At 50.7% G+C, this 25,440-nt stretch carries 18 protein-coding genes; 4 read left to right on the plus strand and 14 right to left on the minus strand.

What is annotated here, in order from left to right; translation table 11 throughout:
• Positions 1–7: 7 nt before the first annotated feature.
• The 10 genes from NDI52_RS15000 to NDI52_RS15045 all read right to left on the minus strand — a co-directional run bounded on the left by NDI52_RS15000 (position 8) and on the right by NDI52_RS15045 (position 10,719).
• A complete protein-coding gene (locus tag NDI52_RS15000; RefSeq protein WP_190773832.1) occupies positions 8–232 on the minus strand; it encodes a hypothetical protein in 225 nt (74 codons plus the stop codon).
• 356 nt (positions 233–588) lie between these two features.
• Positions 589–924, minus strand: a complete 336-nt coding sequence (locus NDI52_RS15005) for an SMR family transporter (RefSeq protein ID WP_190773831.1) — start codon at positions 922–924, stop codon at positions 589–591.
• A gap of 147 nt (positions 925–1,071) precedes the next feature.
• Positions 1,072–1,992, minus strand: coding sequence for an NAD-dependent epimerase/dehydratase family protein (locus NDI52_RS15010; protein ID WP_190773830.1), 921 nt, complete (start codon positions 1,990–1,992; stop codon positions 1,072–1,074).
• A gap of 105 nt (positions 1,993–2,097) precedes the next feature.
• A complete protein-coding gene (locus NDI52_RS15015; RefSeq protein WP_190773829.1) occupies positions 2,098–3,435 on the minus strand; it encodes a DUF4910 domain-containing protein in 1,338 nt (445 codons plus the stop codon).
• A 9-nt stretch (positions 3,436–3,444) separates the two neighbouring features.
• Positions 3,445–4,350: a sugar phosphate nucleotidyltransferase gene (locus tag NDI52_RS15020; RefSeq protein ID WP_242035633.1), complete on the minus strand. Its 906-nt coding sequence runs from the start codon at positions 4,348–4,350 to the stop codon at positions 3,445–3,447.
• Between the two features lie 100 nt (positions 4,351–4,450).
• A complete protein-coding gene (locus tag NDI52_RS15025) occupies positions 4,451–5,380 on the minus strand; it encodes a hypothetical protein (RefSeq protein ID WP_190773827.1) in 930 nt (309 codons plus the stop codon).
• Between the two features lie 87 nt (positions 5,381–5,467).
• Positions 5,468–6,709 (minus strand): class I SAM-dependent methyltransferase, encoded by a 1,242-nt coding sequence (locus tag NDI52_RS15030; protein ID WP_348256460.1) that lies wholly within the window; start codon positions 6,707–6,709, stop codon positions 5,468–5,470.
• The gene (locus NDI52_RS15035; RefSeq protein ID WP_277874862.1) at positions 6,706–6,831 is read right to left on the minus strand and encodes a hypothetical protein; all 126 of its coding nucleotides are present in this window, start codon (positions 6,829–6,831) and stop codon (positions 6,706–6,708) included. The genes NDI52_RS15030 and NDI52_RS15035 overlap by 4 nt, the downstream gene beginning before the upstream one ends.
• A gap of 812 nt (positions 6,832–7,643) precedes the next feature.
• Positions 7,644–9,131 carry a hypothetical protein gene (locus NDI52_RS15040; protein ID WP_190773825.1) on the minus strand — a complete coding sequence of 496 codons (1,488 nt, stop codon included), beginning with the start codon at positions 9,129–9,131 and terminating at the stop codon, positions 7,644–7,646.
• A gap of 874 nt (positions 9,132–10,005) precedes the next feature.
• Positions 10,006–10,719 (minus strand): sulfite exporter TauE/SafE family protein, encoded by a 714-nt coding sequence (locus NDI52_RS15045; protein WP_190773824.1) that lies wholly within the window; start codon positions 10,717–10,719, stop codon positions 10,006–10,008.
• A 199-nt stretch (positions 10,720–10,918) separates the two neighbouring features.
• Here NDI52_RS15045 and NDI52_RS15050 point away from each other — a divergent pair, with 199 nt between their 5' ends.
• A complete protein-coding gene (locus NDI52_RS15050; RefSeq protein WP_190773823.1) occupies positions 10,919–12,547 on the plus strand; it encodes a Na/Pi cotransporter family protein in 1,629 nt (542 codons plus the stop codon).
• 26 nt (positions 12,548–12,573) lie between these two features.
• On the opposite strand, the gene NDI52_RS15055 is transcribed toward NDI52_RS15050, so the two are convergent.
• Entirely contained in the window at positions 12,574–14,823 is a 2,250-nt protein-coding gene (locus NDI52_RS15055; RefSeq protein ID WP_190773822.1) for an ATP-binding protein, read from the minus strand.
• A gap of 503 nt (positions 14,824–15,326) precedes the next feature.
• Here NDI52_RS15055 and NDI52_RS15060 point away from each other — a divergent pair.
• Complete coding sequence (locus NDI52_RS15060; RefSeq protein WP_348256461.1) at positions 15,327–15,662, plus strand: hypothetical protein; 336 nt, start codon at positions 15,327–15,329, stop codon at positions 15,660–15,662.
• A 21-nt stretch (positions 15,663–15,683) separates the two neighbouring features.
• Here NDI52_RS15060 and NDI52_RS15065 read toward each other — a convergent pair whose 3' ends face one another.
• Together NDI52_RS15065 and NDI52_RS15070 are read right to left on the minus strand one after the other, a co-directional pair.
• The gene (locus NDI52_RS15065) at positions 15,684–17,378 is read right to left on the minus strand and encodes a response regulator (protein ID WP_190772328.1); all 1,695 of its coding nucleotides are present in this window, start codon (positions 17,376–17,378) and stop codon (positions 15,684–15,686) included.
• Positions 17,379–17,475: 97 nt separating this feature from the next.
• The gene (locus NDI52_RS15070; RefSeq protein ID WP_348256463.1) at positions 17,476–24,195 is read right to left on the minus strand and encodes a HAMP domain-containing protein; all 6,720 of its coding nucleotides are present in this window, start codon (positions 24,193–24,195) and stop codon (positions 17,476–17,478) included.
• A gap of 239 nt (positions 24,196–24,434) precedes the next feature.
• Here NDI52_RS15070 and NDI52_RS15075 point away from each other — a divergent pair, with 239 nt between their 5' ends.
• Together NDI52_RS15075 and NDI52_RS15080 are read left to right on the plus strand one after the other, a co-directional pair.
• Positions 24,435–24,749, plus strand: coding sequence for a hypothetical protein (locus NDI52_RS15075; RefSeq protein ID WP_190772329.1), 315 nt, complete (start codon positions 24,435–24,437; stop codon positions 24,747–24,749).
• Between the two features lie 125 nt (positions 24,750–24,874).
• Positions 24,875–25,003: a hypothetical protein gene (locus tag NDI52_RS15080; RefSeq protein ID WP_277874845.1), complete on the plus strand. Its 129-nt coding sequence runs from the start codon at positions 24,875–24,877 to the stop codon at positions 25,001–25,003.
• A 70-nt stretch (positions 25,004–25,073) separates the two neighbouring features.
• Here NDI52_RS15080 and NDI52_RS15085 read toward each other — a convergent pair whose 3' ends face one another.
• Positions 25,074–25,400 (minus strand): hypothetical protein, encoded by a 327-nt coding sequence (locus NDI52_RS15085; RefSeq protein ID WP_190772330.1) that lies wholly within the window; start codon positions 25,398–25,400, stop codon positions 25,074–25,076.
• Between the last annotated feature and the right edge of the window lie 40 nt (positions 25,401–25,440).

A 25,440-nucleotide genomic window follows, 5' to 3' on the forward strand; every position in this document is an offset into this window, starting at 1 on the left:
GAGGCGCTCACCGCTTGGCACTAACCCAGCGCTCCAGGGAGCTAGTCCACTGCTGGCCCAGTGAGTGTAGATGAACCATCAAAAGACTTATCAGAACAAAAGGGGCGATCGCTGCAATGACGACATAACCTCGCCCATAATGCCAGCGAGTTTTTAAGGGACGACGAGTTTTTTGACTAACAGGTGAATGAATATCCCCCAGGTCTTGGGCCAACAGTTGCAGGGATGTCATAGAGGCTCTCGTGGATAATTGTATTTTCCGGTAACTCGGTCGGCTTACCGTATTTATCTACTTATTACGATCTCACAACCTGAATTTTGTTACAAGTGTTTCAAAAAACATTTGAAAACTTTTTAAACAACAAACTTTTGCATCAAGCTAAAAGATGAGAGGTGCACAACACACCTCCCATCTTTGGATATATCTGAAAGTTGCCTGTGAGTTTTTTGGGCGCTTCACGCCCAAAAAACTCACCTTCAGAGCAGACCCTAGTAGGCTACAGCCTAGTCCGTGACCTATTTGTCTGTGGGGGTGCGAAGCATCCCCACAGACAAATAGGTTATATATTTACGCCTCAGCGTACTAGCCTATTTTGTTCCAGCGGCGATCGCAGATATGCCACTCAGCATCAATCCAATGCCAAGCCAATGAACGGTTGCAACCTTTTCGCCCAGCAGGAAAGCCCCAGTTACCGTTGTTGATAGAACCGTTAATCCGATAATGATGGGATAGGCAACGGACAAATTGAATTTGCCTAAAACAGCGATATAAAAAACTGTACTCAACCCATAGGCTAGAATGCCACCCAATAAGTAGGGGTTTACAGGATTTTGTCCTGAACCCAGTTTCAACAAGGCTTGAGCCAGGGTATTCAGTGCAACGGTAATGAGAACGAGTAATCCTGATAAAAGATAGAAAGGCATTATGGGTGAGAACCTTCGTAATAGCGAGGCTAAACGTCCAAAGTAGATAGTTCGAATAGAGAGTATTGCTACTCAGAAGCAGGGGAATACGAAACCTGTTCTAAATTCTGTAGAAGTCGCTGTATGACTATCACTCGCTAAACCTCCCTAATATCCTGCATGATCGCGATACCAGGCAACCGTTTGTGCCAAACCATCTGTTAGAGACGTAGCAGGTTTCCAATCTAGCTTTGCATAAGCAAAGGCAGTATCTGCGGTTCGCACCGTTTCGACGGGGCGATCGGGCAATGCACCAAACTGTGGCTGGATACGAGGGTCGACGTGTGCCACCAACTGTTCCACAACAGCACGGATGGAGACTAAATCCCCAGAGCCCAGATCAAAGGTTAAGCCTTCGATGCCGGGGGTGTGGGCGATCGCCAAAAAACCATCAATCACGTCATCAACATAAATCCAATCCACCAGGCGCAAGCCACTACCCAGCCGGGGTGCTTCGCCTCGTAGAAGGGACAGTGTGACTGAGGGGATAATCTTATTGGCGTTTTGCCGGGGACCGTAAGTCATAAAGGGACGGGCCAGCACAACGGGGGTCTGATAGAGCTTATGGAACATCCGGGAGTAAGCACCCCCAGCCCATTTCGATGCGGCATAGGGAGAAGCGGGTGTGATCTCCCCTGCTTCGGATTGTGGCTCCTCTAAGGAAGCTGTAAAAACGAGCCGCTGGCACCCCAATTCCGTAGCTGCCATTAAAAGATTGATTTTACTGACAAGCTGGCTGTGGAACGTGGGAAGCACCTGCTTCAGATCTGCCGCGCCCGTTGCATATCCGGATAGGTGAAATACGAGATCGGGTTTGAGGGTCCGGAAGAGTTGCTGGACCTCCTCCAGGCTTTCCAGGTTGGACTGCCACCAACGCAGAGAGCCACTATCCTGCTTCGGGGTGCGGGATAGAGCATGAACTTCAGCCCCTAACTGACTGAGGCGATCGCACAGGTGAGATCCCAAAAAACCACTGGCTCCTGTCACCAAAATGCGTTGTTGTGACAGGGAATCCAATGTGTTCGTCATAGAGGCATCCTTTTTAACCACTTAAAACCCGTTGAATCTGTTTGATGAAAAGGTTGAATTTTTGGGCGCTGCGAGCGTGAAAACTCAACCTTCTACCAGGGGTTCTTACACCTCAACCAGCAGACCCACCTGGAGCAAAGCATCTGCCGCCTGCTTGATGGTGTCAAAGGGCAGTTGCGATCGCTGTGCAATATCCAACAAGCTATAGCTTCCGTCGGATAAGTTCAGTACCCACAACAACGCCATCTCATTCAGTTGGGCTTCTGCCTGCCCTGCGACATTACGATAGAGACCGCGTTTACCCAACCGAGGTTCACACTTGGGATTCTGGTTCAGATAAATCCGGTCCTGATCGAGCACTTGCAAAACCGTAGCGCAAACCGAAAAAGAGGTGGCCAAATTCTCGGGGGTGACAAACTGTAGATTGTCAGCGGACGTATGGTATTCAGGGAAAGTGGCGTGAGGCGATCGCATCATGCAACCGACCGCTAAGTTGAACCCAGGTGAACAATACTGCCGCTCATCATAACCGTAGGGAATGAAATCAGTGATTTCGAAAGGATGCCCCGATTGCTCAAGCACATAAGCTGCAATCTGATCAATCGTCGTCTCTCCACGGCGGCTCTTTTTATAGGTGAACTTGCCTGAATCTCCAATACAGGTCAACACCAACCCATGTTTGATATTGGCAACTTTAGCTTCATTGAGCGCTAACCAGGTGATGGAGCCAATGGTTCCTGGGATAAAGAGAAAACGGTAGGAATAGTGGGGCGGTCGCTGGCTCAGCTGTTGTGCCAGAAATACCGCAATGGAAATACCCGAAAGATTATCATTCACCAGGGAAGGGTGGCAGGTGTGGCAGGAAATCAGCACCTCTTCGCGGCTTTCCCCAGGGATGTAGTATTCCCCATAGGTTAAATGACCATCCTCCAAGGATGAATCAATATAGACCTCATAGCTATCATCTTGTAATGACAAATACTGATTATGACTTAAACAAAAACCCCAATTTTCCTTGTAATAAGACGTTCTATAAGGAATCCACTCCGGGTAATCCGGAAGCGTAAATAAGTGGGGCCTGAGTTCATCCAGACTGACGGTTTGATGAATGGGTACGCTGTAGTTTAAGACGTGCAAATTGCAATTCTTAAAATCAACGACCTTCTCTCCCTTGGAGTTCTTGATATAGGCATCACGAATGTTCCATTCCTTCGGAACTGTCCAGTCAAACACCTCTGTTCCACTGGGCACTTCGTGTACCGTCAGTGGAATAGATTCCTGAAGAATGGATAGGGTTTCTCGTACCCCGTTTCCCGTAATGCTGCGGCAGATGGGATAAAGCCGAGTCATTAATTGATGCAGGGCTTGTCCTACATCCGAGGAGCTAAGCTGTCGCTCCAACTCGGAAACATCAAGACTGGGAAGGCTATTGGTTGGCGTCATGGTGCAATTCTAATTGGAACTGGAGGGTATGGAGGAGGTTTGTGGCAAGACAGGAGTAGCCGATTGCTCTGGGGCAGGCTGGGCATAATCCCGCACCGCACGCATTAAATCATTGGGCGTGCCAATATCGAGATAACCCGGACCTGGCAGGATTTCAGCTTCAACGCGGAGATCGTGGGCGATCGCTGCATGAATCACATCCCCCATGGGAATTTCAAACTTGGGTAATGCCTTTGTCTGGTGGCCTTCCTGTCGTACCTGTTCTAAGAGGGTGCGATCGCCCCCCAGTTGTTGGAGCAGTCGCGTTTCCAGATACTCATGCATAAACTCCGTGAAGGCAGGCGTCCAGACCGCAATGCACCAGCTATAGCAGGAATCACTTTGCTCAGGCTTTTCAATAATGGAGCGAACCCGGCCTGCTTCGTCAAAATCCACCATGCCGCCTTTGCGAGGATTTTCAAAGGGTAAAACGCCAACTACGACATCTGCCTCCGTCGCAGACTGACGGGCCAGCAAGCGAGAGAAGGCGTCATCGGGCTGAAACAGAATATCGGGAAAACCAATTGCCACCCGCGCATGCTTCACAAAGGGATAGGCCTGATCCAGCGTAAAGGGTGCACCATAGGGCAACCCCTGCGTCAGGTATCCCAGATTCATCCCCACCAAACTGCCATCTCCCAGATAGGCAGGAATATCCCACTTACCGGGACGCACGATCACATAACCTTTGCTGATGCCTGCCAATTGCATCTTTTCCAGTAAATAGTGGCAAACTACTTTGGGCCGCGTGGTGGGCGGGTTTCCCACAGTACGGAAGCCAATAGGATATAACTCTTTACTGCATGGCAGAGGGCTAATGCGCGTCGCCTGTCCCCCTGCGGGTAATAATCCGATAACTTCGTTTGTAGTCGACAAAGGATGGTTCATATCAACTTTTATACAGATTTCAAGAACGTTAGAAGGGGTTAATTTTTTATGGAATTAACCCACAAAAACCAACCCCTTCAACCTGTGTTTAGGCTGTTGTTAATTCAGGGGGTTGGTAAACCAAAACCCCATCCTTCTCAGTGCCATCATCATAGAGGGCAATCACATCATCAGGAACATTCGACAGGTCATCGGCTCGCAGGAAGTCACGCAATGGATGCCCTGTGCAAGAGGAATCAACATTGGGCGCACCTTGTTTGGCGATCAGATCGTCAAGGTGTACGGTCCTAAAATCAATGCTAAAGCGGGTATAACCCGAGGTATTCGGTACCGTTGAGTGCAGTTGTGCCGCCGAGAAAATGGTGACACCACCAGGCTTACTGACCACGCGGATTTGTGGATCAATTTCTACGGGTTCCTCGGGGTAGGGCTGAACCCGTGTATCTTTTTTGATGTGCTTGACCGCGCTCTGGCGACTGTTCTGATTCCACTGGTAGTAGTTGTAGCAGCTAGAGCTGTTCTTCACGGCCTGATCCCAATAGCGGGGATGAAATGCCATGACGTTATCAGGCTCCACGTCATAAATGGGAAACCACCAGTTCAACTGGTTAAGGGTTGCAGAATACCAGGTATCACGATGGGGGTGAAACGCAAAGGCAATCCCTGATGTCAGGTATCCATCGCTGGTGGCACTGCGCATTCGGGGCACATCGAAATAGGTTTTGGTGACATCACAGCCCAGGTCTTTCAGAACGCCCTGGACATACTTCTTGGAAGTGGGATGGTTAATAAAGAGAGGCTTTACCTTAGACAAGATAGCAGCGTATTCCTCGACGGATAGTTCATGCTGAGCCGTACGAGGGTCGTATGGATGGAAAGCTTCCTTGAGTAACTCGCGGGCAAACTCACAGAGAGCGATCGCACTCGCACAAGGGGCGTAGACAAAAATTTCCCCTTTGAAAAGGTGCGATCGTCTCGCATCATCATTCAGGGTTGAATCAAAGAAAACACTGGTCATGTTAGTAAATTCCAGGCGCTTTAAACAACAGGTAATAGAGCCAATAGATATTCGCTAGCGCGAATATCTATTGGCTCAGAGCAACTTTTATTCGTAAACCTGTACTTCAGGGATAGGCACTACGAATTTTCCACCCCAGTCCCGAATACCGGACATCTGTGTAATGATTTCCTTCTTGAGGTTCCAGGGCAGAATCAACACGTAGTCAGGTCTTGTTTCGTTAATCTTATCGGGGGCATAAATGGGAATATGGGTGCCGGGAAGGAACATTCCCTGTTTGTGGGGGTTACGGTCGACGGTGTAATCAATGGCGTCTGCTCCAACGCCGCAGTAGTTTAACAGCGTGTTGCCCTTTGCTGGGGCACCGTAGCCCACAATCGTCTTACCGGCCGTCTTAGCTTCAACCAGGAATTTTTGCAGCTTCCACTTCGTTGCCTTGACCTTTTCGCCAAAGGTCAGGTAAGTTTCTACCTTGTCTAGCCCTGCCTCAATTTCTTTCGCTTTAAGTTGGGTGACGCGATCGCTTACCTCTAAGCCAGGAGCATCACTATGCTTCCCATAAATTCGTAACGATCCACCGTGAGTGGGAATTTCTTCAACATCGAACAGGGTTAAGCCATGCTTTGCAAACACCTGTTCAACGGCCAGGAACGAGAAGTAGGAGAAATGCTCGTGATAAATGGTGTCAAATTGGTTCTGTTCAATGAGTTGTAACAGATGTGGAAACTCCATCGTCAAGGTGCCGTTTGGCTTCAAGACGATCTTCATCCCTGCCACAAAGTCATTCAGGTCGGGTACGTGGGCCAGCACATTGTTGCCCAATAGCAAATCTGCTTGCTTTCCCTTTGATACCAACTCTTTAGCGGTTTCAACGCCGAAGAATCTGACCAGGCTTGGAACTCCTTTCTCAAGGGCAACCTGAGCCACATTCGAGGCAGGTTCAATTCCTAGCACTGGAATACCCTTTTCTACAAAATACTGGAGTAAATAGCCATCATTGCTGGCGATCTCAATGACCTGACTGTTCTCGTTAAAGCCAAAACGTTGAACCATCAGATCCGTGTAGGCTTTGGCATGGCGTAACCAACTGTCAGAGTAGGAAGAAAAGTAGGAGTAATCGCCATCCCCAAAAATATGCTCGTGGGATTCAAACACATCCAACTGAACCAGTAGGCATTTCTCACAGATGTAGGTGTGCAGAGGGTAGAACTTTTCGGCTCGATTTAACTGTTCTACGCTCAAAATGTCATTAGAAATAGGAGAAATGCCCAGGTTAACAAACGTGTGTTGCAAAGGAAGTTCACAGAATCGGCAGCTGCATTGCGTCATGGTGGGTTAACTCCTACTTCAAGATTGCTACGGGTTTCACGGCTACGGGTATCAACGGTACTCACGAAATAGCTCGGAATGTAATGAAGGTAAAATGGGGGTGGAATGAGAAAAACTTCCATAGGTTAGACCTCAGTTTGTACGACTTCATAGGTTATGTAGACGTCTACAGAAACTGAAAGAAAAGTAGTTTACTGGTGCGAAGATTTCAGACTTAAAGCCACACCCAGTACAAATCAAAACAACAGCTAGAAGACAAACGCTGATCTCTTGGGAAAAAGTAGTCAACGATGTCCTTGCTATTAGCAAACGCTAGATGGCAAGAACGGCTCACAAAAACGGGGTCAACAAGGTACTCCAGAATTCTATGAACAACCTTGTGGCATTTTTTCCAGTAACTATTGGAGAAGTATGGATTGACTGGCACAAGTCTTTCAGAGATTCCAGCTACTTTCTGAAAAGCTGTATGAATAGCCAATGGGAAAGATTTCGAAGGCAAAAGTTATCAAAAGCCTGAATCCCTCCGGGTTAGGAGACTCACCATATAAGGGTGAAAGGGGATGAGTGCAGGTTATTCATCGAAATACCATGTCTCCATGATTTCCTAAAGGTGTATGCAGCACGTACATTACAAAAACGGAAACTCACCAGGATCAGAGAAACTTTAATCTGCGAGGATTGTTGCACAAGAGAATTCAGACAGCTATTGGAATAGGATCAGCTTTACTGAAGCTTTAAATTTTTGCACTGCATCAACCGTATTTCTACTCAAATAGACGTAGTTTTTAATCAACCCTCGGATAGAGATTGATAATGACTACGACACAGAAATTGAGTGAACGCATCCAGAAATAGGGTGAGTTTGGTTTTGACATGCACGCTATCCTGCAAGTTTTAGGATATTCAGAAACCGTTCATTCAAGGAAAGCTATTCTCAACTTCCCTGAGGAGGATTCTGGGATGGAGAAACGTACGGATTGATTTGAGGAAGTGAATTGAGTGTTGCAGCAGCTGATTCGAATTGCTGAATGTTATTCGCTGCGAGTGTGGCAACCAACAAACCAGCGAGCACAAGCGCTACAACACGAGCCCGGGTAAATACACTCCATGCCGCTACCAAGATCAATAACGGCAAAAAGTGGAGGGAATAGAGAAATGTTTCCTCTCCATAGATAAGATGCAACAATACCTGGCCCGCTAAAGATAAACCCAGAACAAGACGAAACTTGGTATGCTCTCGGCTCCTAAAGAACCCCCAAAATCCCAAACCCAGCAATGCCATCCACAGGCCTACGGCGATCGCCCCCCAACTACTCCCTGAACCCGCTGCAGACATCTGCGTCAGCAACAGCAGTAGCCCGGTTTCTGGATGCCAGGAATTAATCAAGAGTTGAGGAGCAGGCATCACAATCGTGTGGGCAAAGATAGACCGGAGAATAATAAACGGCCCTCCCGCAAACACAGGAAAAATGTATTGCAGCTCCTGGCCCAGTTCTTCGACTAAATAGCCCCGAATCGAAGGAATTACCATGATAACGGTGATGGCTGCAATGCCTAGAATAGCGGCCAGGGCTAGTGCCAAACGGAATAATTTTTGAAAGGTTGCAGATCCTTCTAACTGGCCTGCAATCCGTTCAATCCTGGGTAGGCAGAGACGAAACGCAATGTAAAGGGCGATCGCAAATCCAATATAAGTGAAAGGATGCAGTTGGAGAATTACCATAACCGCCACCGTAGCTGCCAGCACCAGGCCAGCACCTAAAATAAAGATGGCTCTCTGCCAGGAAAAATTAGCCAGGGTTGCAAAGATAGCAACCATAAAGTTTGTTAATGTGATCCCGACATTGAAAGCTCCACTCAGAGCAAACCAAACCCAGGAACGAACGTGCTGCTCTGATTGCAATACCAACCCCAGGGTCAATAAGTAAGCTAAGGAACCAAAGGGATACGTTTCTGGAACGGTATACCAGAAGATAAAGGATGCACTGCTAGCGCCCAGCAAAGTAAATAGGACAGCATCCAATAATCGAGCTCCAAGCCCCCGGAGTACCAGGAACATGGTCACGACCCATAACCCAGCGAGGGACGACATAACGGTTCTGGCAGCATGAATTGCATCCAGGCCTAGCAGACGCAGCAGTGTTGTTGGAACAAAGCCTAGGGGCGAGAAGGCAGGGTGGCTTTTGTCGTGGGCATAATGGCCTGTGTAATCGGTGATCATCTCAAACCGATAGGGCAAATCTCCTTGAAACCAGGCATCGACCCGTTTCTCATAAAAATATGGATCGATCAGGTTAGCACCCTGGTAGACCAAAACACCTAGGGCGATCGCCATGAGAACTCCAACAGCAATATCTACTCGTCGAGGGGTAGACGCTTCGGGTAGGGATAAGTTGGTGAGCTTAAGAAATGTCAAATTCATATCAGTACCTTGGTTAGATGCAGCTCTAGCTCTTAGGGGGGCTATTACCAAGCGACGGTAGAGACGATCTTTCGGGGGTCAGGGAGTCAGAAGATATGAAAACTTGGTGCAGTAAATGCGTTGGACAAGCGTGGACAAGTTAGGCGATCTGCAATTCAACAAAACCTTAGTAGCTTTGCTACTTACAGCTCAATAGCGAGAAGAGATGGGTAATTCCTAGAGGATTTCCATTTATATGGATTCCAACTCATCGTTCTGTCGTCTTAGAAGGAAACGAAGGCGATGCACTCTCTAACCAGGAAAAAACGAAATCAAGAAAAGTTAGGTATAAATCCTGATTCGTAACAAATAGTATTCACCAAGTATCCCGAGATAGTACTGACTTCACCAAAACTTTATACTTATAAAATCCGTATCTGCCGCACTTTATCTAAGTATTGACGTATAAATTTTTTCCTATTCATAAAGACTTACGGAAGAAAGGCTAGATAGCTGAATTCCTTGATTTTCTAATTCCAGCTCATGTTTACATTCTGTGCCTTACCTAACGTCAGTTCGGGATAAGCCGAACCGCCCATTATTGCGTGCGCGGCGCGCACGCAATAATGGGTTTTTTCGAGTGCCGCGCTTCGCGCGGCACTCGAAAAAACCCTTAACCCGAACTGAGGTTACCTAAACTCAGTTTCGGATAAGCTAAAGTACTCGTTTTGGCGTGCGCTGCGTGGCATTCGAAAATGCCCTTAACTCAAACTCAGGTTATCTAAAACCAAAACCCAGAATTGTTGTTTTTTCGTTGCTTCACAGCAAAAAACAACATCTGGGTTTTGGTAAAAGACGTGAACACATTTTGATCGTTACGTTAAAGTAACCAAAATTACCGAAGAAGATTTAAGCCAGTCAAGAAGAGGAGCACCAGCACAACCTTGCGGAAAAGAGCAGGGTTTAGCTGGCGAGCGATCGCTGCTCCCATACCCAGCCCCAAGATAAAAAGCGGTGTGGAATAGAGCGCATAGCGCCAGACTTCAGCCGTGTAGTTTCCCTGCAACAGGTGCACCACGATCGCCATCGCTGAATTAATCAGAAAGAAAGCAGGCAGGTTGCTGCGAAACATCTGAGGCGTCCATTTCTGACAATTCCCATAAAGCACTACAGGTGGCCCACCAACATTGTAGGCCCCTGTCAAGAGGCCAGCTAAAAAGCCAATGCCATAAACCCACGCCTGCGCTTTCAGTGGCGGCAGTGCCAGATTGCAGAAGTCGTACAGAACATAGGCAACAATGACGACTCCAAGCACCTGAATCGCCAGATGTTGTGGAACATGGCGGAGAGCCAAAACCCCTAATGGCATAGCAACCATACCTGCCAGAGAAAGCCGCAAAACCATCGGGCGATCAAACTCATGGCGGTAAAAGTACCACAGAATCCCATTGCTGAAGAGCGACATCACTGACACCAGAGGAACCGTGGTCTGCAAACCCAGTACAGTCGTGAGTAGTGATACTGCTATTAATGCAAAACCAAAACCGGTAATACTTTGGGCGATCGCCGCCAGGAAAATAATACCAACCACCAGAACACCATCAGGCATGATGGCTCCCAGGTAAATCATGAATCATAGTGATCCCGCTACAACTTTAGACTCCTGATTGTGCCATGGAACAGCGATGACAAAACCAGTCGCTGAACGAGCAATAATATTGACTTAACCTGTTTTTAACCTATCCTTAATAAGCGGTAGTTTTATGAAATTGCTGGAATTGTGATGTCTGGCAACGGGAGGGATGCCAATGCTCAAAACGCACGATCCGACCCATTTACTGGTTTTATTGGTGGGTGGGTCCATGCTGCTCCTCTATGGAGTAAAGCTTGTGACGGATGCCATGGAACGGGCATTGGGTGCACGGTTGCAGTTGACTATGATGGCCTTAGCAAGACGTCCCTTGGCGGCGTTTGGATCGGGTATTGTCGCTACCCTACTCACCCAAAGTTCTACGGCAACCGCATCCGTGATGATTGGGCTGGTCAGTGCCCAACTGGTTCCGTTATCGGCGGCTGTCGTGATGTTGTTAGGAGCCGCGGTTGGTTCAACGCTTGTTGTACAACTGCTGGCCTTTCACATTACAGACTATGCCCTTGAGTTTTTAGGATTGGCGGCTGCCCTGGCCCTATTGTCTCGGCGCACTAAATTGCAAGATGTCGGGCGGGGGGTGTTTAGCTTTGGGCTGGTGCTGGTCGGTCTAGCCATGATTGGCGAAAGCAGTACGCCGATCGCCGATAATGCCATCACTAATGCCATCATGCAATCCCTGGCGCAATCGCCGATCGTGCTCTTATTACTGGGGATATTGCTGGCAGCGGTATTTGTTTCGAGTATTGCAGCCATTAGTATCGTCATCGTATTAACGGCAGGAGGTGCACTGCCCCTGACAGGTGCGCTGGCGGTTATCCTGGGAGCTAACATCGGAACGACTCTTACACCATTACTGAGTGCGCTCAGTCAAAGCAACGTTGCAGGACGACGACTGGGGATCATTTATACCGGAACTCGATTGATAGGAGTGGCGATCGCCCTCCCTCTTCTGCACCCAATTGCTACGCTGCTCACCCATTTCATTCCACAGCCAGCCGCTCAACTATCCCTGGCCCATCTGGGTTTTAACCTTATCCTGGCGATTGTCTTTGCTCCATTGGCCAACAAGTTGGCCGATTGGTCAATTCAACTACTACCAGAACTCGGAGGAAGCAAAAAGCATGGGCCTCGTTACTTAGACCCCAATGCCTTAACCTTGCCTGCAGTTGCCTTGGGACAGGCGATGCGAGAAGTCTTACGGATGGCGGACCTCGCGACGGAAATGTTGCAACTCAGCATTCAGGCCTTTGATGAGAGCACAGAGAATTTACCCAAACGCATTGGCAAACTGGATGATCAACTCGACGACTTAGAAACTGCAATCAAAAACTATCTCATTCAATTAAATGATGAGACGTTGACCGATGAGCAAGCACAACGGGAATTATCCCTGCTGCATATCAGTACAGAACTCGAAGCCATTGGCGATATTATCGATCGCCAACTTATGCGGCTTGCTCGACGCAAACGACGAAAGCAAATTGCCTTTGCTCAACCCGAATGGAGCGATGTAGTGGCTTACCATCGTGAGGTGGTAGGGTTACTGCAACAGGTCTTAGCCGGGCTGGCTACCCAGGATGTAGCGATCGCCAATGAAGTTCTTTCCCATCGACAGCACCTCAACGAAATTAAACGGGATATTCATCTACGCCATCTACAAAATCTGACTTCTGGCACTCCTATCAGCCTCGATGCCAGCGCCATTCATTTAGAAACGGTGAATGCAATAGGGCGGATTCTTTCTCATACGTGCAGTATTGCTCGTGCTGTACAGGGCAACCTTTAATATTCAATAGCCGTTCCCATCTTCGATCAAGAGGCTGTCGCACAGATTGGAATTTCAATGATAAATTCTGTGCCCTGCTCAGGAATAGAAACACAGTGAAGGGTTCCCTTATGTTTTTCAACGATAATCTGGTAGCTGATGGAGAGGCCTAACCCAGTACCCTTACCTACGGGTTTAGTGGTGTAGAAGGGATCGAAGATGTGCGATCGTATTTCCTCACTCATCCCCGGTCCATTATCGGCAATGCGAATGGCAACCCATCCATCTCGGCTGACTTCTGTGCGAATGCGCACTTCACCGGGGTGGATGGCAGGCTGATCAACCGATCGCTCGTAGGCTTCATCCAGAGCATCCAAAGCATTCACCAAAATATTCATAAACACCTGATTGATCTGCCCCGCCAGGCATTCTACTTTGGGTAGCTCAGCATACTCTTTTACGAGCTGAATACCCGTAAGGGTAAATTGAGGACGGAATCGATGTTGCAAAATCAGCAATGTGCTATCCAACCCTTCATGGATATCGACAGGCTTCATTGCAGATTCTTCCAGGCGGGAGAAGTTACGCAATGACAGCACAATCTGACGAATGCGATCGGCTCCTACTTTCATGGATGTCAGGGTTTTGGGTAAGTCTTCCTGAAGAAACCCAAAATCAATATCCTTTAGATAATTCGCCACGAGAGGCGCAGGCTGAGGGTAGGATTGCTGATAATAACTGACTAACTTTAATAAATTGTCGACATAGTCATTCATGTAAACGATGTTGCCGTAGATGAAATTAACCGGATTATTAATTTCATGGGCAACCCCTGCCACCAATTGCCCTAAGCTCGACATCTTCTCAGTTTGGATGAGCTGGGTTTGGGTCAGCTGAAGCTCTCGCAGGGCTTGTTCTAGAGCTAAGGCCTTCTGGCGTTCTTTCTCTTCTACGCGTTTGCGATCGCTAATGTCTCGCACAATCACCAGAACCTCATCCTCCCCGCACACGGCAATCCGCGTTTCTTCTGCTTGCAGTTCTCCGGCGACTAAAAACTGATGTTCGTAAACCTGAGTTTCTCCCGTCTGAAGCGCTTTTTCAACATATTCCATCCGCTGCTGCGCCAGTGCAGGAGGCAGCACATCAAAGACTTTTTTGCCGATCACATCCAAGCCACCGAGAATGTGTCTGAAACTTTTAGCCGGAATAAAATCTAAATACACCCCATCTCGGCTCATCCGAATCATCAGATCGGGAAGTGCGTTGATTAAAGCTCGATTTCGTACTTCACTCTGGTATAAGGCATTCTCCACTTGTTTCAGGTTAGTAATATCCCGAACAATAATGAGTACCTCATCTTCACCACTTACGACCACCCGCACTTCTTCGTCCTGCACCTGGCCATTCGTGTTAAATCGTTGTTCATAGCGTTGAACTTCACCCGTTTCTAGCGCATTGTGAATGTGCTGCATCCGGGCCTGGGCTAGCTGGGGAGGCAAAGAATCATAGACATTCGTATTTTCTAAAAACTGTTCATTATTATGAACGGTGAAGCGATCGCGCCCCAGAATATTGAGATACGTCCCATCATTGCGAGTACGAATCAGCATATCGGGAATTGCCGCAATTAACGCACGATTTGTAGCTTCGCTCTGACGGAGGGCCGCTTCAGCTTGTTTGCGCTCGTTAATCTCCTGATGCAAGCGCCCCACTAGAGCAGACAACTCTCGGGTACGCTCAGCCACCCGCAGTTCCAGCACATTGTTTGCGTCTTCCAGGGCTTGGGCAGCTCTCTGAGCCTTTACCTCAGCTCGATGCTTTTCAATGGCAACACGGGCCAAATGGGTAGCCTGAGAAATGAGGTATCCATGATGTTGAGTTGGTCGACGGGGGTAGGGGTGGTAAATCGCAAAGGTTGCCAAAGGCTGCCCTTCCATACTCAGGATGGGGGTAGACCAGCAGGCTCGTAACCCATAGTTCAAGGCAACCTCACGCAGGTGAGGCCAGCGAAAGTCGGTACGAATATCGTCTGCGATGATGGAAGCTTTCCAGTAGACAGCAGCACCGCATGGCCCCGTCGCTGGAGCAACCGATATACTACCAATTTCCTCCCAGTAACGTTCTGGAAAACTGGGGGCCGCGCCCAGGTGTAATCGCTGGCCATCTTCATCGACCAACGCAAAGGAACAATACAAATCCTGCCCCTGGGATTCAACAAGCTGAGCAATCGATGCAAGGACTGCGGGCAGAATCGCCCCCTGGGCGATCATCTCTAGAACTTGGCTTTGTCCAGCCATGCCGCTCCCCTCCCTCATATCACGACACCCTTACGCGCTGTTATGCATGATATAGCGGCATGCATCACCATTAGGGACAAAACCGACAGCATGGATGATTTCACACCTCCCGTTTTCGTACCAAAGCAGCACATGCAGCCTGAACATGTTTCCTCACAATACCGACGATGGCTTGTATCCAACCTGCTCAGGGACAAACATGATCGTCTTACAGGATGCCCAGTTCGTGATGGAGAAACGCATTTTCTCAGTATGCTTCATGCGAAAAATATAATCTGCCAACATTTTTAGTGATACGAACAGAACCGTACAGAACACCTGTTGAATTTCGTTGCTCATTCAACAGGTGCTTTTCTTGGTGAAGTAGTGCCCGTGGAGCTAGCGAAGGAAGCTAGCTCTACGGACACTACAATGAACACTTTAGATTGGTTCGAAAGTGGGTTACTGGGCACTCTCCACCTTCAAATATGGTTTGATTTTCCCCGCGTAGGACATGAAACTATATGCCTGGAGGAGATGGCTACACGCTGATTCGCCAGGTGCGAGCCATGGAGTTGAAACAAGGCAGACCTATTCCTGCTGCCGCGATTACAGCATATTTGGGAGAGGATCGGGAAAAGGCTTTGGCTGCTGGATTCGAAGCTCATCTACACAAGCTGGCTCAACCCGATGAGTGGGTTGAGATAGTGGCGCAATTAGCTACAGCAATGTGCGGGTTGATTAAGTACGGTGGTGTGGGGCACTTCGTGCCCCACACCACCGTTGCTGTACTTAACGCACTTGCACATTGCTATAGATGCTCCAAAAGAGGGGTGTGCAGCGCCTCCCTCATACAATGAAGCGTAGACCCTCAATAGTTTCTATCGTTGCGGCAGGGTTTTAAGGGTGGTTAGTTGACCGATCGCCTGAATCAGATCTTTGGGTTCGACAGGTTTGGGAAGAAAGTGATGGAATCCGGCAGCGATCGCTTCGCGCTGGTCTTCTTGTTTGGTATAGGCACTGAGGGCGATCGCTGGGATGTTGTACCCCTGACCCTGTTCCCACTGGCGAATACGCTGGATCAGGCTGAGGCCATCCTCTTCGGGCATGGCGATGTCACTCAACAGGATATCGGGGCGATGGTCTTGCAGGTAGTCGATGGCGTCCTGAGCGGAAGCAACGGCCGTCACTTGAGCTTTGGCTTGTTCAAGTACCGCTATCAGAAATGCGCGGTTGTCACCGTTATCATCAACCACTAATACAGAAACGCGTTCGAGGGTCGGTACATCAACCGAATTGTAGTGGTAAGTAGGAACTGGCGAATCTGGAGTCACATCCTGAACCGAGGCAGCCATCGGTAAGTAAACCGTAAAGGTTGAGCCTTTGCCCGATCCACCGCTGGCGACCTCAATCCGTCCATTGTGCAAGTCGACTAACTGACGGACAATCGCCAACCCTAATCCCAGACCACCGTGAGAACGAGTGGAAGACGAATCAGCCTGCCGGAAGTACTCAAAGATGTAGGGTAGAAATTCTGGCTGAATGCCCACACCATTATCTTTGACCGTAATTTGAGCCACGGCAGAGATCGCCTCTTGATCGGGCTGTGGACCCAGAAGTAAGGGGGTGTTCGACCCAGCTTGGTTGGGGAGAACAGACAGCACGACCTCAATAATTCCGCCCTCGGGTGTGAACTTAATGGCATTAGACACCAGATTGCGCACAATTTGCTGAAGCCGCTCTATGTCACCCGACACCTTGCAAGGGGAGGAAGGAAATTGTTTTTTAATCTGAACGCCTTTAGCTTCGGCCAATACCCGCATCGACTCAATTTCCGCAGAAACCAGGATATTCAGATCGAGGGGTTTGCGGGACAAACATAGCTTGCCTCGCATCAGCCGAGCCACATCCAGAATATCTTCCACCAATTGAGCCTGAGACTGGGCATTGCGGCTGATAACTTCCAGAGCCCGCTGAGTCGTCTCTGGATCAAACTGTTTGGTTTCTAACAGCTTAGCCCAGCCCAGAATGGAATTGAGGGGGGTGCGCAGTTCGTGAGAGACGATCGCCAAAAACTCATCTTTCAAGCGGTTAGCGGCTTCGGCTTGTTGTCGCGCTAATTGCTCGCGGATAATTTCAATCTTTTGGGCAGATAGCTCAGCCGCCTGCCGTTCTACTTCCTGAGTCTTCTTAAACAGTTCTACAAAGACAGTCACTTTGGAAACCAGAATGACCGGATCGATGGGCTTCAGAAGGTAATCTACCGCTCCCAGGGAGTAGCCCTTCATCTGCCACATATCGTTGGTATTAAACGCAGTGATGAAAATGATAGGGGTGTGTTGCGATCGCTCCCGCTGGCGAATCAACGACGCTGTTTCAAACCCATCCATCCCCGGCATCTGCACATCCAGCAGAATCACCGCAAAGTCTTGCTTGAGTAGACACCGAAAGGCTTCTTCCCCGGAATGAGCTTTCACCAGATTCTGCCCCATCCCCGAAAGGATGGCCTCCAGGGCGATCAGGTTTTCGTTGTGATCGTCCACTAAGAGAATGTTGACCTTGGAGTCAGAAACCATAATAGGCGGGAATAAAGTGGTCGTTGGCAGCGGATGGGTCAGGGCCGGGGCGCAAGGGGGCGCGGGAGTGAGGGAACTCCCTGCCCCCTGCGGGGAGTTATTTGACGGATTGGCAGAGCCAGATGCGGAGGAGAGAGAGCAGTTGCTCAATTTCCACGGGTTTGGGGATGTAGTCCGTGGCTCCAGCCTCGATGCATTTTTCGCGATCGCCCTTCATTGCTTTAGCGGTCAAGGCAATCATGGGGAGATCTGAAAACTGGCTCATGTCTCGAATGGATCGCATGGTTTCGTAGCCATCCATTTCCGGCATCATGATGTCCATCAACACCACGTCCACATCGGGGTTGCTTTGGAGAGCGGCGATACCATCTCGCCCGTTTTCGGCGTAGATTACCTCCATTTGATGGCGTTCCAACATACTGGTGAGGGCGAAGATGTTGCGCACGTCGTCGTCGACGATCAGCACTTTCTTACCGGCCAATACGGGGTCATTACGACGCAACTGTTCCAGCATTTGCCGTTGTGGTTCGGGCAGTTTGGACTGTACCCGATGGAGGAAGAGTGCGGTTTCATCTAGCAAACGTTCAGGCGATCGCACTCCCTTCAGTATTAAAGTATCGGAAAGTCTACGTAATTCGGTTTCCTCCTGAGGGCTTAACTCTTTGCCGGTGTAGATAATAATGGGCATCCGTCCGGCAATGGGTTCTCGCTTGATCTGCTCGATTAGCTCAAAGCCATTCATATCTGGCAGCATCAGATCCAGCACGAGGCAGTCGAAGGCTTGGGAGCGGAGGGCTTCCAGGGTTTCGGCCCCATTACTAACGGCGGTGGTTACAACGTCACCATGGCCGATCAAATCCACCAAGCTCTGACGTTGAATGTCGTCATCCTCGACAATCAACAACTGCTTCACAGGGCGCTCCACAAATTCCTTCAGGTTCGCCAGGGCATTGTGTAGAGAATCACTGCTGATGGGCTTTTGCAGGTAGGCGATCGCCCCCTGACGCAGACCGCGATCGCAGCCATCCTCCACCGTCATGATGTGGACAGGGATATGGCGGGTAGCCGGATCGTGCTTGAGGTAGTTCAACACCGTCCAGCCATCCAGAATGGGCAGGCGAATGTCGAGCATGATGGCCGTGGGTTGGAATTCCCGTGCCATTTCCAGACCCACATCCCCTCGGGTTGCAACGAGCCCCTTAAACCCTTGCTGTCGCGACAGATCCAAAAGGATACGGGCAAAGTTGAGGTCGTCTTCGATGATTAACAGAACGCTATCCTCGGGTTCGATGGAAATGCGATCGTCATCAATCAACGGGTCTGAACTGGGGACGCTGAGATTTGTAGGCAACGGGGGCAGTATTTCCGGAGGAGCCGTCGGCGCTGGGGCGATCGGCAGAGTTCCCATGGATGAGAACCGTCGGGAGTCACCGTCTAACCGTCGGCCCGACCCGTTTCCGTTGGCCATGCCGTTATCGCTTCCATGAGATTGCTCAGGCATTCCAGGGTAGACCAGCGGTAGGTAAAGGGTGAAGGTGCTGCCCTGACCTAGTTCGCTATGGAGGCGAATTTCACCCCCAAGCAACTGAGCAATTTCTCGGCTGATGGAGAGCCCCAACCCGGTGCCACCATAGCGACGGCTGGTGGTGCCATCCTCCTGCTGGAAGGCCTCGAAAATGATTTGCTGCTTTTCGGTGGCGATGCCAATACCCGTATCGGTAACAGCAAAGGCAATCACCTGGCCTGCCCGGTTGAGAATGTCGTTCTCGGGGCTCCAGCCCTGCTTGACGGCGCTGATCTCCAAGGCGACATGGCCTCGTTCCGTAAACTTGAAGGCATTCGCCAGCAAATTCTTCAACACCTGTTGCAGCCGCTTCGCGTCGGTGTGCATGGTGCGGGGCAGGTACTCGTCGAAGCGTAAGTGAAACTCCAGCTTGCGATCGATCGCCACCTGACGGAAGGTGCGCTCCAGGTGAATGTGCAGGTCGGTAAACAGCATCTGCTCGGCTTCCACCGAAATGGTGCCGGACTCGATCTTCGCCAGGTCTAAGATGTCGTTGATTAGCCCTAACAGGTCGTTACCGGCGGAGTAGATGGTCTGGCTGTACTCCACCTGCTTAATGGTGAGGTTGCCGTCACTGTTATCGGACAGCAGCCGGGCCAGGATGAGCAAGCTGTTGAGCGGTGTCCGAAGTTCGTGGGACATATTGGCCAGAAACTCGGACTTGTACTTGGAGGTAAGAGCGAGCTGTTCGGCTTTCTCTTCGAGCGATCGCCGCGCCTGCTCAATCTCACTGTTCTTCCGTTCCACCTCACGGTTCTGGAGGGCCAGCAGTTCGGCTTTTTCTTGCAACTCTTCGTTGGTTTGTTGCAATTGCTCCTGCTGGTTCTTCAGCAGTTCTTCCGACGCCTTCAGGGATTGGGCCTGTTGCTCCAGTCGCTTGTTGGTTTCGGTTAACTCTGACTGCTGACTTTGTAGCTCTTCCGCCAGAGATTGGGATTGCTTCAGCAGCTCCTCCGTTCTCATGCTGGCGGCGATCGTGTTTAGAACGATGGCGATACTTTCCGTTAGTTGGTCGAAGAACGTCAGGTGGATTTCGTTGAAGCGGTTGAAGGAAGCTAGCTCTATGACCGCCGTGACCTGACCTTCAAACAGTACAGGCAGTACGACCACGTTCATCGGCGGTGCTTCGCCCAGACCCGAGCTGATTCTGATGTAGTCGGCTGGAACTTCGGTAATCAGAATCCGCTCTTTTTCCAGGGCACACTGCCCGACTAAACCTTCGCCCAGATAGAAGCGGTTGGCTAAATTCTTCCGTTCGCGGTAAGCATAGGTGCTCAACAGCTTCAGGAAGGGAGGATGGATTTCGCTGGTTTCCAGTAAGTAGAACACGCCATGCTGAGCGGATACCAGTGGAGCCAGTTCCGACAGGATGAGCTTCGACACCGTTTCCAAATCCCGTTGGCCTTGCAGCATTCGGGTGAACTTCGCCAGGTTGGTTTTGAGCCAGTCCTGCTCGGTGTTCTTCTGCGTTGTTTCGCGCAGGTTGGCGATCATCAGGTTCACGTTGTCCTTCAGGATCGCCACCTCGCCCTGGGCTTCCACCGCAATGGATCGGGTCAGGTCACCCTTGGTTACCGCGGTTGCCACCTCGGCGATCGCTCGTACCTGGGTGGTTAGATTCGCCGCCAGTTCGTTTACGTTGTCCGTCAAGTCACGCCAGGTTCCCGACGCACCCGGTACCTTCGCCTGACCTCCCAGTTTTCCTTCGATTCCCACCTCGCGGGCCACGGTGGTTACCTGGTCGGCAAAGGTCGCCAGCGTATCGATCATCTCGTTGATCGTGTCAGCCAGGGTTTCGATTTCACCCTTCGCGTCGAGCATCAGCTTCCGCTTCAGGTCACCGTTCGCCACCGCCGTTACCACTTTCGCGATGCCTCGTACCTGGGCGGTGAGGTTACCGGCCATGGAGTTCACGTTGTCCGTGAGGTCTTTCCAGATACCCGCAACCCCGGTCACTAACGCCTGTCCACCCAGTTTCCCTTCGGTACCTACTTCCCGCGCAACCCGCGTTACCTCTGAGGCGAAGGAGCTGAGCTGGTCCACCATGATGTTGATGGTGTTTTTCAGCTCGTAAATCTCACCGCGCACATCTACCGTAATCTTCTTGGAGAGGTCGCCGTTGGCGATCGCCGTTGCCACCTCCGCGATGTTCCGTACCTGGGCTGTCAGGTTGCCGGCCATGGAGTTTACCGAGTCCGTCAGGTCTTTCCAGGTTCCGGCTACTCCGGGTACCTGCGCCTGTACCCCCAGTTTTCCTTCCGTTCCCACTTCTCGGGCAACCCGGGTTACCTCGGAGGCGAAGGAGTTGAGCTGGTCCACCATGATATTGATGGTGTTCTTCAGCTCCAAAATCTCCCCTTTTACATCCACGGTGATCTTCTTGGACAAGTCGCCGTTCGCCACCGCCGTCGTCACTTCCGCGATGTTCCGCACCTGGGCTGTTAGCGAACCCGCCATGAAGTTCACCGAGTCCGTGAGGTCTTTCCACGTTCCGGCCACCCCTCGCACTTCCGCTTGCACACCCAGTTTTCCTTCGGCACCTACTTCTCGGGCAACCCTTGTCACCTCAGAAGCAAAGGAGTTGAGCTGGTCCACCATCGTGTTGACCGTGTTTTTCAGCTCCAGAATTTCACCTTTTACGTCGACCGTAATCTTCTTAGATAAGTCGCCATTCGCCACCGCCGTCGTCACCGCTGCGATGTTTCGTACCTGGGCTGTTAGCGAACCCGCCATGAAGTTCACCGAGTCCGTGAGGTCTTTCCAGGTTCCGGCTACACCGCGTACATCGGCTTGCACACCGAGTTTTCCTTCCGCACCTACTTCTCGGGCAACCCGCGTTACCTCAGAAGCAAAGGAGCTGAGCTGGTCCACCATGATGTTGATGGTGTTCTTCAGCTCGAAGATTTCGCCTTTTACCTGCACGGTAATCTTCTTGGAGAGGTCGCCGTTGGCGATCGCCGTCGCAACTTCTGCGATGTTCCGTACCTGGGCCGTCAGGTTGCCCGCCATCGAGTTCACGTTATCCGTGAGGTCTTTCCAGGTTCCGGCCACCCCGCGTACTTCCGCTTGTACACCGAGTTTTCCTTCCGTTCCTACCTCACGAGCGACTCGGGTTACCTCAGAGGCGAAGGAGCTGAGCTGATCCACCATCGTGTTGATCGTGTTCTTCAGCTCCAGAATCTCGCCTTTTACATCTACCGTAATTTTCTTGGAGAGGTCGCCGTTCGCCACCGCCGTCGTTACTTCGGCAATGTTCCGCACCTGGGCCGTCAGGTTTCCGGCCATGGAGTTTACCGAGTCCGTGAGGTCTTTCCACGTACCCGCAACCCCGCGTACCTCCGCTTGTACCCCCAGCTTTCCTTCCGTTCCCACCTCTCGGGCAACCCGCGTTACCTCAGAGGCGAAGGAGTTGAGCTGGTCCACCATCACGTTGATCGTGTTCTTCAGCTCCAGAATCTCGCCTTTTACATCTACGGTGATTTTCTTAGAGAGGTCGCCGTTCGCCACCGCCGTCGTTACTTCCGCGATGTTCCGCACCTGGGCTGTCAGCGAACCGGCCATGAAGTTTACCGAGTCCGTCAGGTCTTTCCACGTACCGGCCACCCCGCGTACTTCCGCTTGACCCCCCAGCTTTCCTTCGGCACCTACTTCTCGGGCCACCCGCGTTACCTCCGAGGCGAAGGAGTTGAGCTGGTCCACCATGATGTTGATGGTGTTCTTCAGTTCGAAAATCTCGCCTTTTACGTCTACCGTAATCTTCTTGGAGAGGTCGCCGTTGGCGATCGCCGTCGCAACTTCGGCAATGTTTCGCACCTGTCCGGTCAGGTTACCGGCCATCAGGTTCACGTTATCCGTCAAGTCCTTCCAGGTTCCGGCAACTCCCGGTACTTCGGCTTGTACCCCCAGTTTTCCTTCCGTTCCTACTTCCCGCGCAACCCGCGTTACCTCAGACGCAAAGGAGTTGAGCTGGTCCACCATCGTGTTGATCGTGTTCTTCAGCTCCAGAATTTCACCTTTTACATCTACCGTAATCTTCTTGGAGAGGTCGCCGTTCGCCACCGCCGTCGTCACCTCGGCGATGTTTCGTACTTGCGCTGTCAACGAACCCGCCATGAAGTTTACCGAGTCCGTGAGGTCTTTCCACGTACCTGCAACACCCCGCACTTCCGCTTGGCCGCCCAGCTTCCCGTCTGCCCCTACTTCCCGCGCAACCCGCGTTACCTCCGAGGCGAAGGAGTTGAGCTGGTCCACCATGATGTTGACCGTGTTCTTCAGCTCAAGAATTTCGCCTTTTACGTCTACCGTAATTTTCTTGGAGAGGTCACCGTTCGCTACCGCCGTCGTTACTTCGGCAATGTTCCGCACCTGGGCGGTCAGGTTGCCCGCCATCAGGTTTACCGAATCCGTCAAGTCTTTCCAGGTTCCAGCCACTCCGGGCACCTGGGCCTGCACACCCAGTTTTCCTTCCGTCCCTACTTCCCGCGCAACCCGGGTTACCTCAGACGCGAAGGAGTTGAGCTGGTCCACCATCACGTTGATCGTGTTCTTCAGCTCTAGGATCTCGCCTTTTACATCTACGGTAATTTTCTTAGAGAGGTCACCGTTCGCCACCGCCGTCGTCACCTCGGCAATGTTCCGCACCTGGGCTGTCAAGTTGCCCGCCATGGAGTTTACCGAGTCCGTCAAGTCCTTCCACGTACCCGCCACCCCGCGGACTTCCGCTTGCACACCCAGCTTTCCTTCCGTTCCCACTTCCCGCGCAACCCGCGTTACCTCAGAGGCGAAGGACTGGAGCTGATCCACCATCGTGTTAACGATCTGGGCGGTTTGGAGGAATTCCCCCTGAAGCGATCGCCCCTCCAGCTCGGTCGGAATAGATTGCGTCAAATTCCCGTTCGCCACCGCTCGAATGACTCGGGTAATCTCCGCCATCGGTTGAACAAGGTCAACAATTAGAGTGTTGATGGATTTCTCACAAGCTTTCCAGGAACCCCGCGCTTGACCCAGCGATGCCCGCTCGTTGATTTTTCCCTCTTTACCCACAACGGTGCTGATGCGTTCCAGCTCCGTCGTCATCTGCTCATTCTTTTCAATAATGTCGTTGAGAGTATCTGCTATCTTTCCGGCGATTCCGGTTTGATCAACCGGCATTCGTATGGCGAAATTGCCCTTTTTAACTTCCGTTAAGACGCTCAGAAGTTGCTTGAGATCAAGATCAATAGTGGAGTCGCTGGAGGCTTGTGCAGTTGGCATAAGGGTGTCGCAAAGAGCGGTGACGGGTGCGGTTGCCGGGAGAGTCGAGCCATGCCCAAAGATAGGGCTGTATACAACCCCCCTGAGGGGATCATCCGCCCTTAAGGCGATCACCCGCCTCAGTCTCCAGACATACCTTCCTCAAAATTCGTACACCCACACCTCTCTCTAAAGATAGATACCGGAGCGTTCCGTTTTATTCGATGATGAGGTATTGTTTGTATGATGGATGTCCATTTTTGACCTCACAAACAGACGAATTTCAAACCCTGGTCGAAGCTGTTTTTCAGGCGGTCGTGAAGGTGGGCGAGACCCGTGACATGGCTGATGGACTGGTGATTCGTGACCAGATTCGTCGCCTACCCGACGCGTTGGTGACGGAGATACTCAACCAGATTATTTTGCGATTGGTGCTGGTAAATCCTGAGCTATGTCGCTGGTTTGTACTAGAAGTATTTCTGCATGACACGGAACCCGAAGCCCGGGCAGATGTAGCGGAACGGATTAATGTGCTCATTGCCGATTTACAAGAAAGCAGTCAAAGCGGCAGATAAGTATTAAGTAATGTCCTAGACAGGTGAATAGGGTGGGGTGAAAGGGGACTTCGTGCCCCTTTCACCCCACCCTATTCACTTAGAAACATAAGCACTGAGCCGTGAGGCTTAGGAGATTTCCAACAATGAAATTACCCCCAGGATGTTGGTGCTTTGCCCGCGAAGCGGGCAAAGCACCAACATCCTGGGCAGATTCTTATGCAGAAACCTCCTTAGTACAAGATAGGGGTGTAGCCCTTTTAGGCAGGACGTAGAAAAAGGTTGGTGTTTTGCACTAAACCTTTTCTTGTGCTCCAAGCAAAAGGGCTAGGGGTATTCGCTTTGTTAGGACACTGGCGTATTGTGATGAACGCGATAAACATCGCTGTCAGGGCCTAATTCACCCATAACGGTGCGCGTGTGGATGACGCGATCGGCGATGGAGAGAGCATCCTGCAAAACACCGTAGATGGCAATTTCTCCTTCGATGTCTTTCAACGCTTGCTGAATGCGCCCTTGCTCTTCAGCCTCGGCTGTTTCCAACTGACTTACCAGGCGGCTACGCTCAATTTTGTAATGGGAGTAATTATCCTTGAAAAGCTCATGGAGATTGGTAATAACCATCGCCACAGACTGCTGATTATTAAGGAAGTTTAGTTTGTTAGCGTTCATGGGGGCTATCGACGAAACATTGATTTCCCATACCATACAA

It is taken from the genome of Leptolyngbya sp. PL-A3 (genome assembly GCF_039962325.1).
Classification (GTDB): domain Bacteria; phylum Cyanobacteriota; class Cyanobacteriia; order Elainellales; family Elainellaceae; genus Vacuolonema.

Bases quoted from the DNA above. Each gene is read 5' to 3' on its own strand.
- NDI52_RS15000 (WP_190773832.1), bottom strand. From the start codon at position 232: ATGACATCCCTGCAACTGTTGGCCCAAGACCTGGGGGATATTCATTCA.
- NDI52_RS15005 (WP_190773831.1), bottom strand. From the start codon at position 924: ATGCCTTTCTATCTTTTATCAGGATTACTCGTTCTCATTACCGTTGCA.
- NDI52_RS15010 (WP_190773830.1), bottom strand. From the start codon at position 1,992: ATGACGAACACATTGGATTCCCTGTCACAACAACGCATTTTGGTGACA.
- NDI52_RS15015 (WP_190773829.1), bottom strand. From the start codon at position 3,435: ATGACGCCAACCAATAGCCTTCCCAGTCTTGATGTTTCCGAGTTGGAG.
- NDI52_RS15025 (WP_190773827.1), bottom strand. From the start codon at position 5,380: ATGACCAGTGTTTTCTTTGATTCAACCCTGAATGATGATGCGAGACGA.
- NDI52_RS15030 (WP_348256460.1), bottom strand. From the start codon at position 6,709: ATGACGCAATGCAGCTGCCGATTCTGTGAACTTCCTTTGCAACACACG.
- NDI52_RS15035 (WP_277874862.1), bottom strand. From the start codon at position 6,831: ATGGAAGTTTTTCTCATTCCACCCCCATTTTACCTTCATTACATTCCG.
- NDI52_RS15040 (WP_190773825.1), bottom strand. From the start codon at position 9,131: ATGAATTTGACATTTCTTAAGCTCACCAACTTATCCCTACCCGAAGCG.
- NDI52_RS15045 (WP_190773824.1), bottom strand. From the start codon at position 10,719: ATGCCTGATGGTGTTCTGGTGGTTGGTATTATTTTCCTGGCGGCGATC.
- NDI52_RS15050 (WP_190773823.1), top strand. From the start codon at position 10,919: ATGCTCAAAACGCACGATCCGACCCATTTACTGGTTTTATTGGTGGGT.
- NDI52_RS15055 (WP_190773822.1), bottom strand. From the start codon at position 14,823: ATGGCTGGACAAAGCCAAGTTCTAGAGATGATCGCCCAGGGGGCGATT.
- NDI52_RS15060 (WP_348256461.1), top strand. From the start codon at position 15,327: ATGCCTGGAGGAGATGGCTACACGCTGATTCGCCAGGTGCGAGCCATG.
- NDI52_RS15065 (WP_190772328.1), bottom strand. From the start codon at position 17,378: ATGGTTTCTGACTCCAAGGTCAACATTCTCTTAGTGGACGATCACAAC.
- NDI52_RS15070 (WP_348256463.1), bottom strand. From the start codon at position 24,195: ATGCCAACTGCACAAGCCTCCAGCGACTCCACTATTGATCTTGATCTC.
- NDI52_RS15080 (WP_277874845.1), top strand. From the start codon at position 24,875: ATGAAATTACCCCCAGGATGTTGGTGCTTTGCCCGCGAAGCGGGCAAA.
- NDI52_RS15085 (WP_190772330.1), bottom strand. From the start codon at position 25,400: ATGAACGCTAACAAACTAAACTTCCTTAATAATCAGCAGTCTGTGGCG.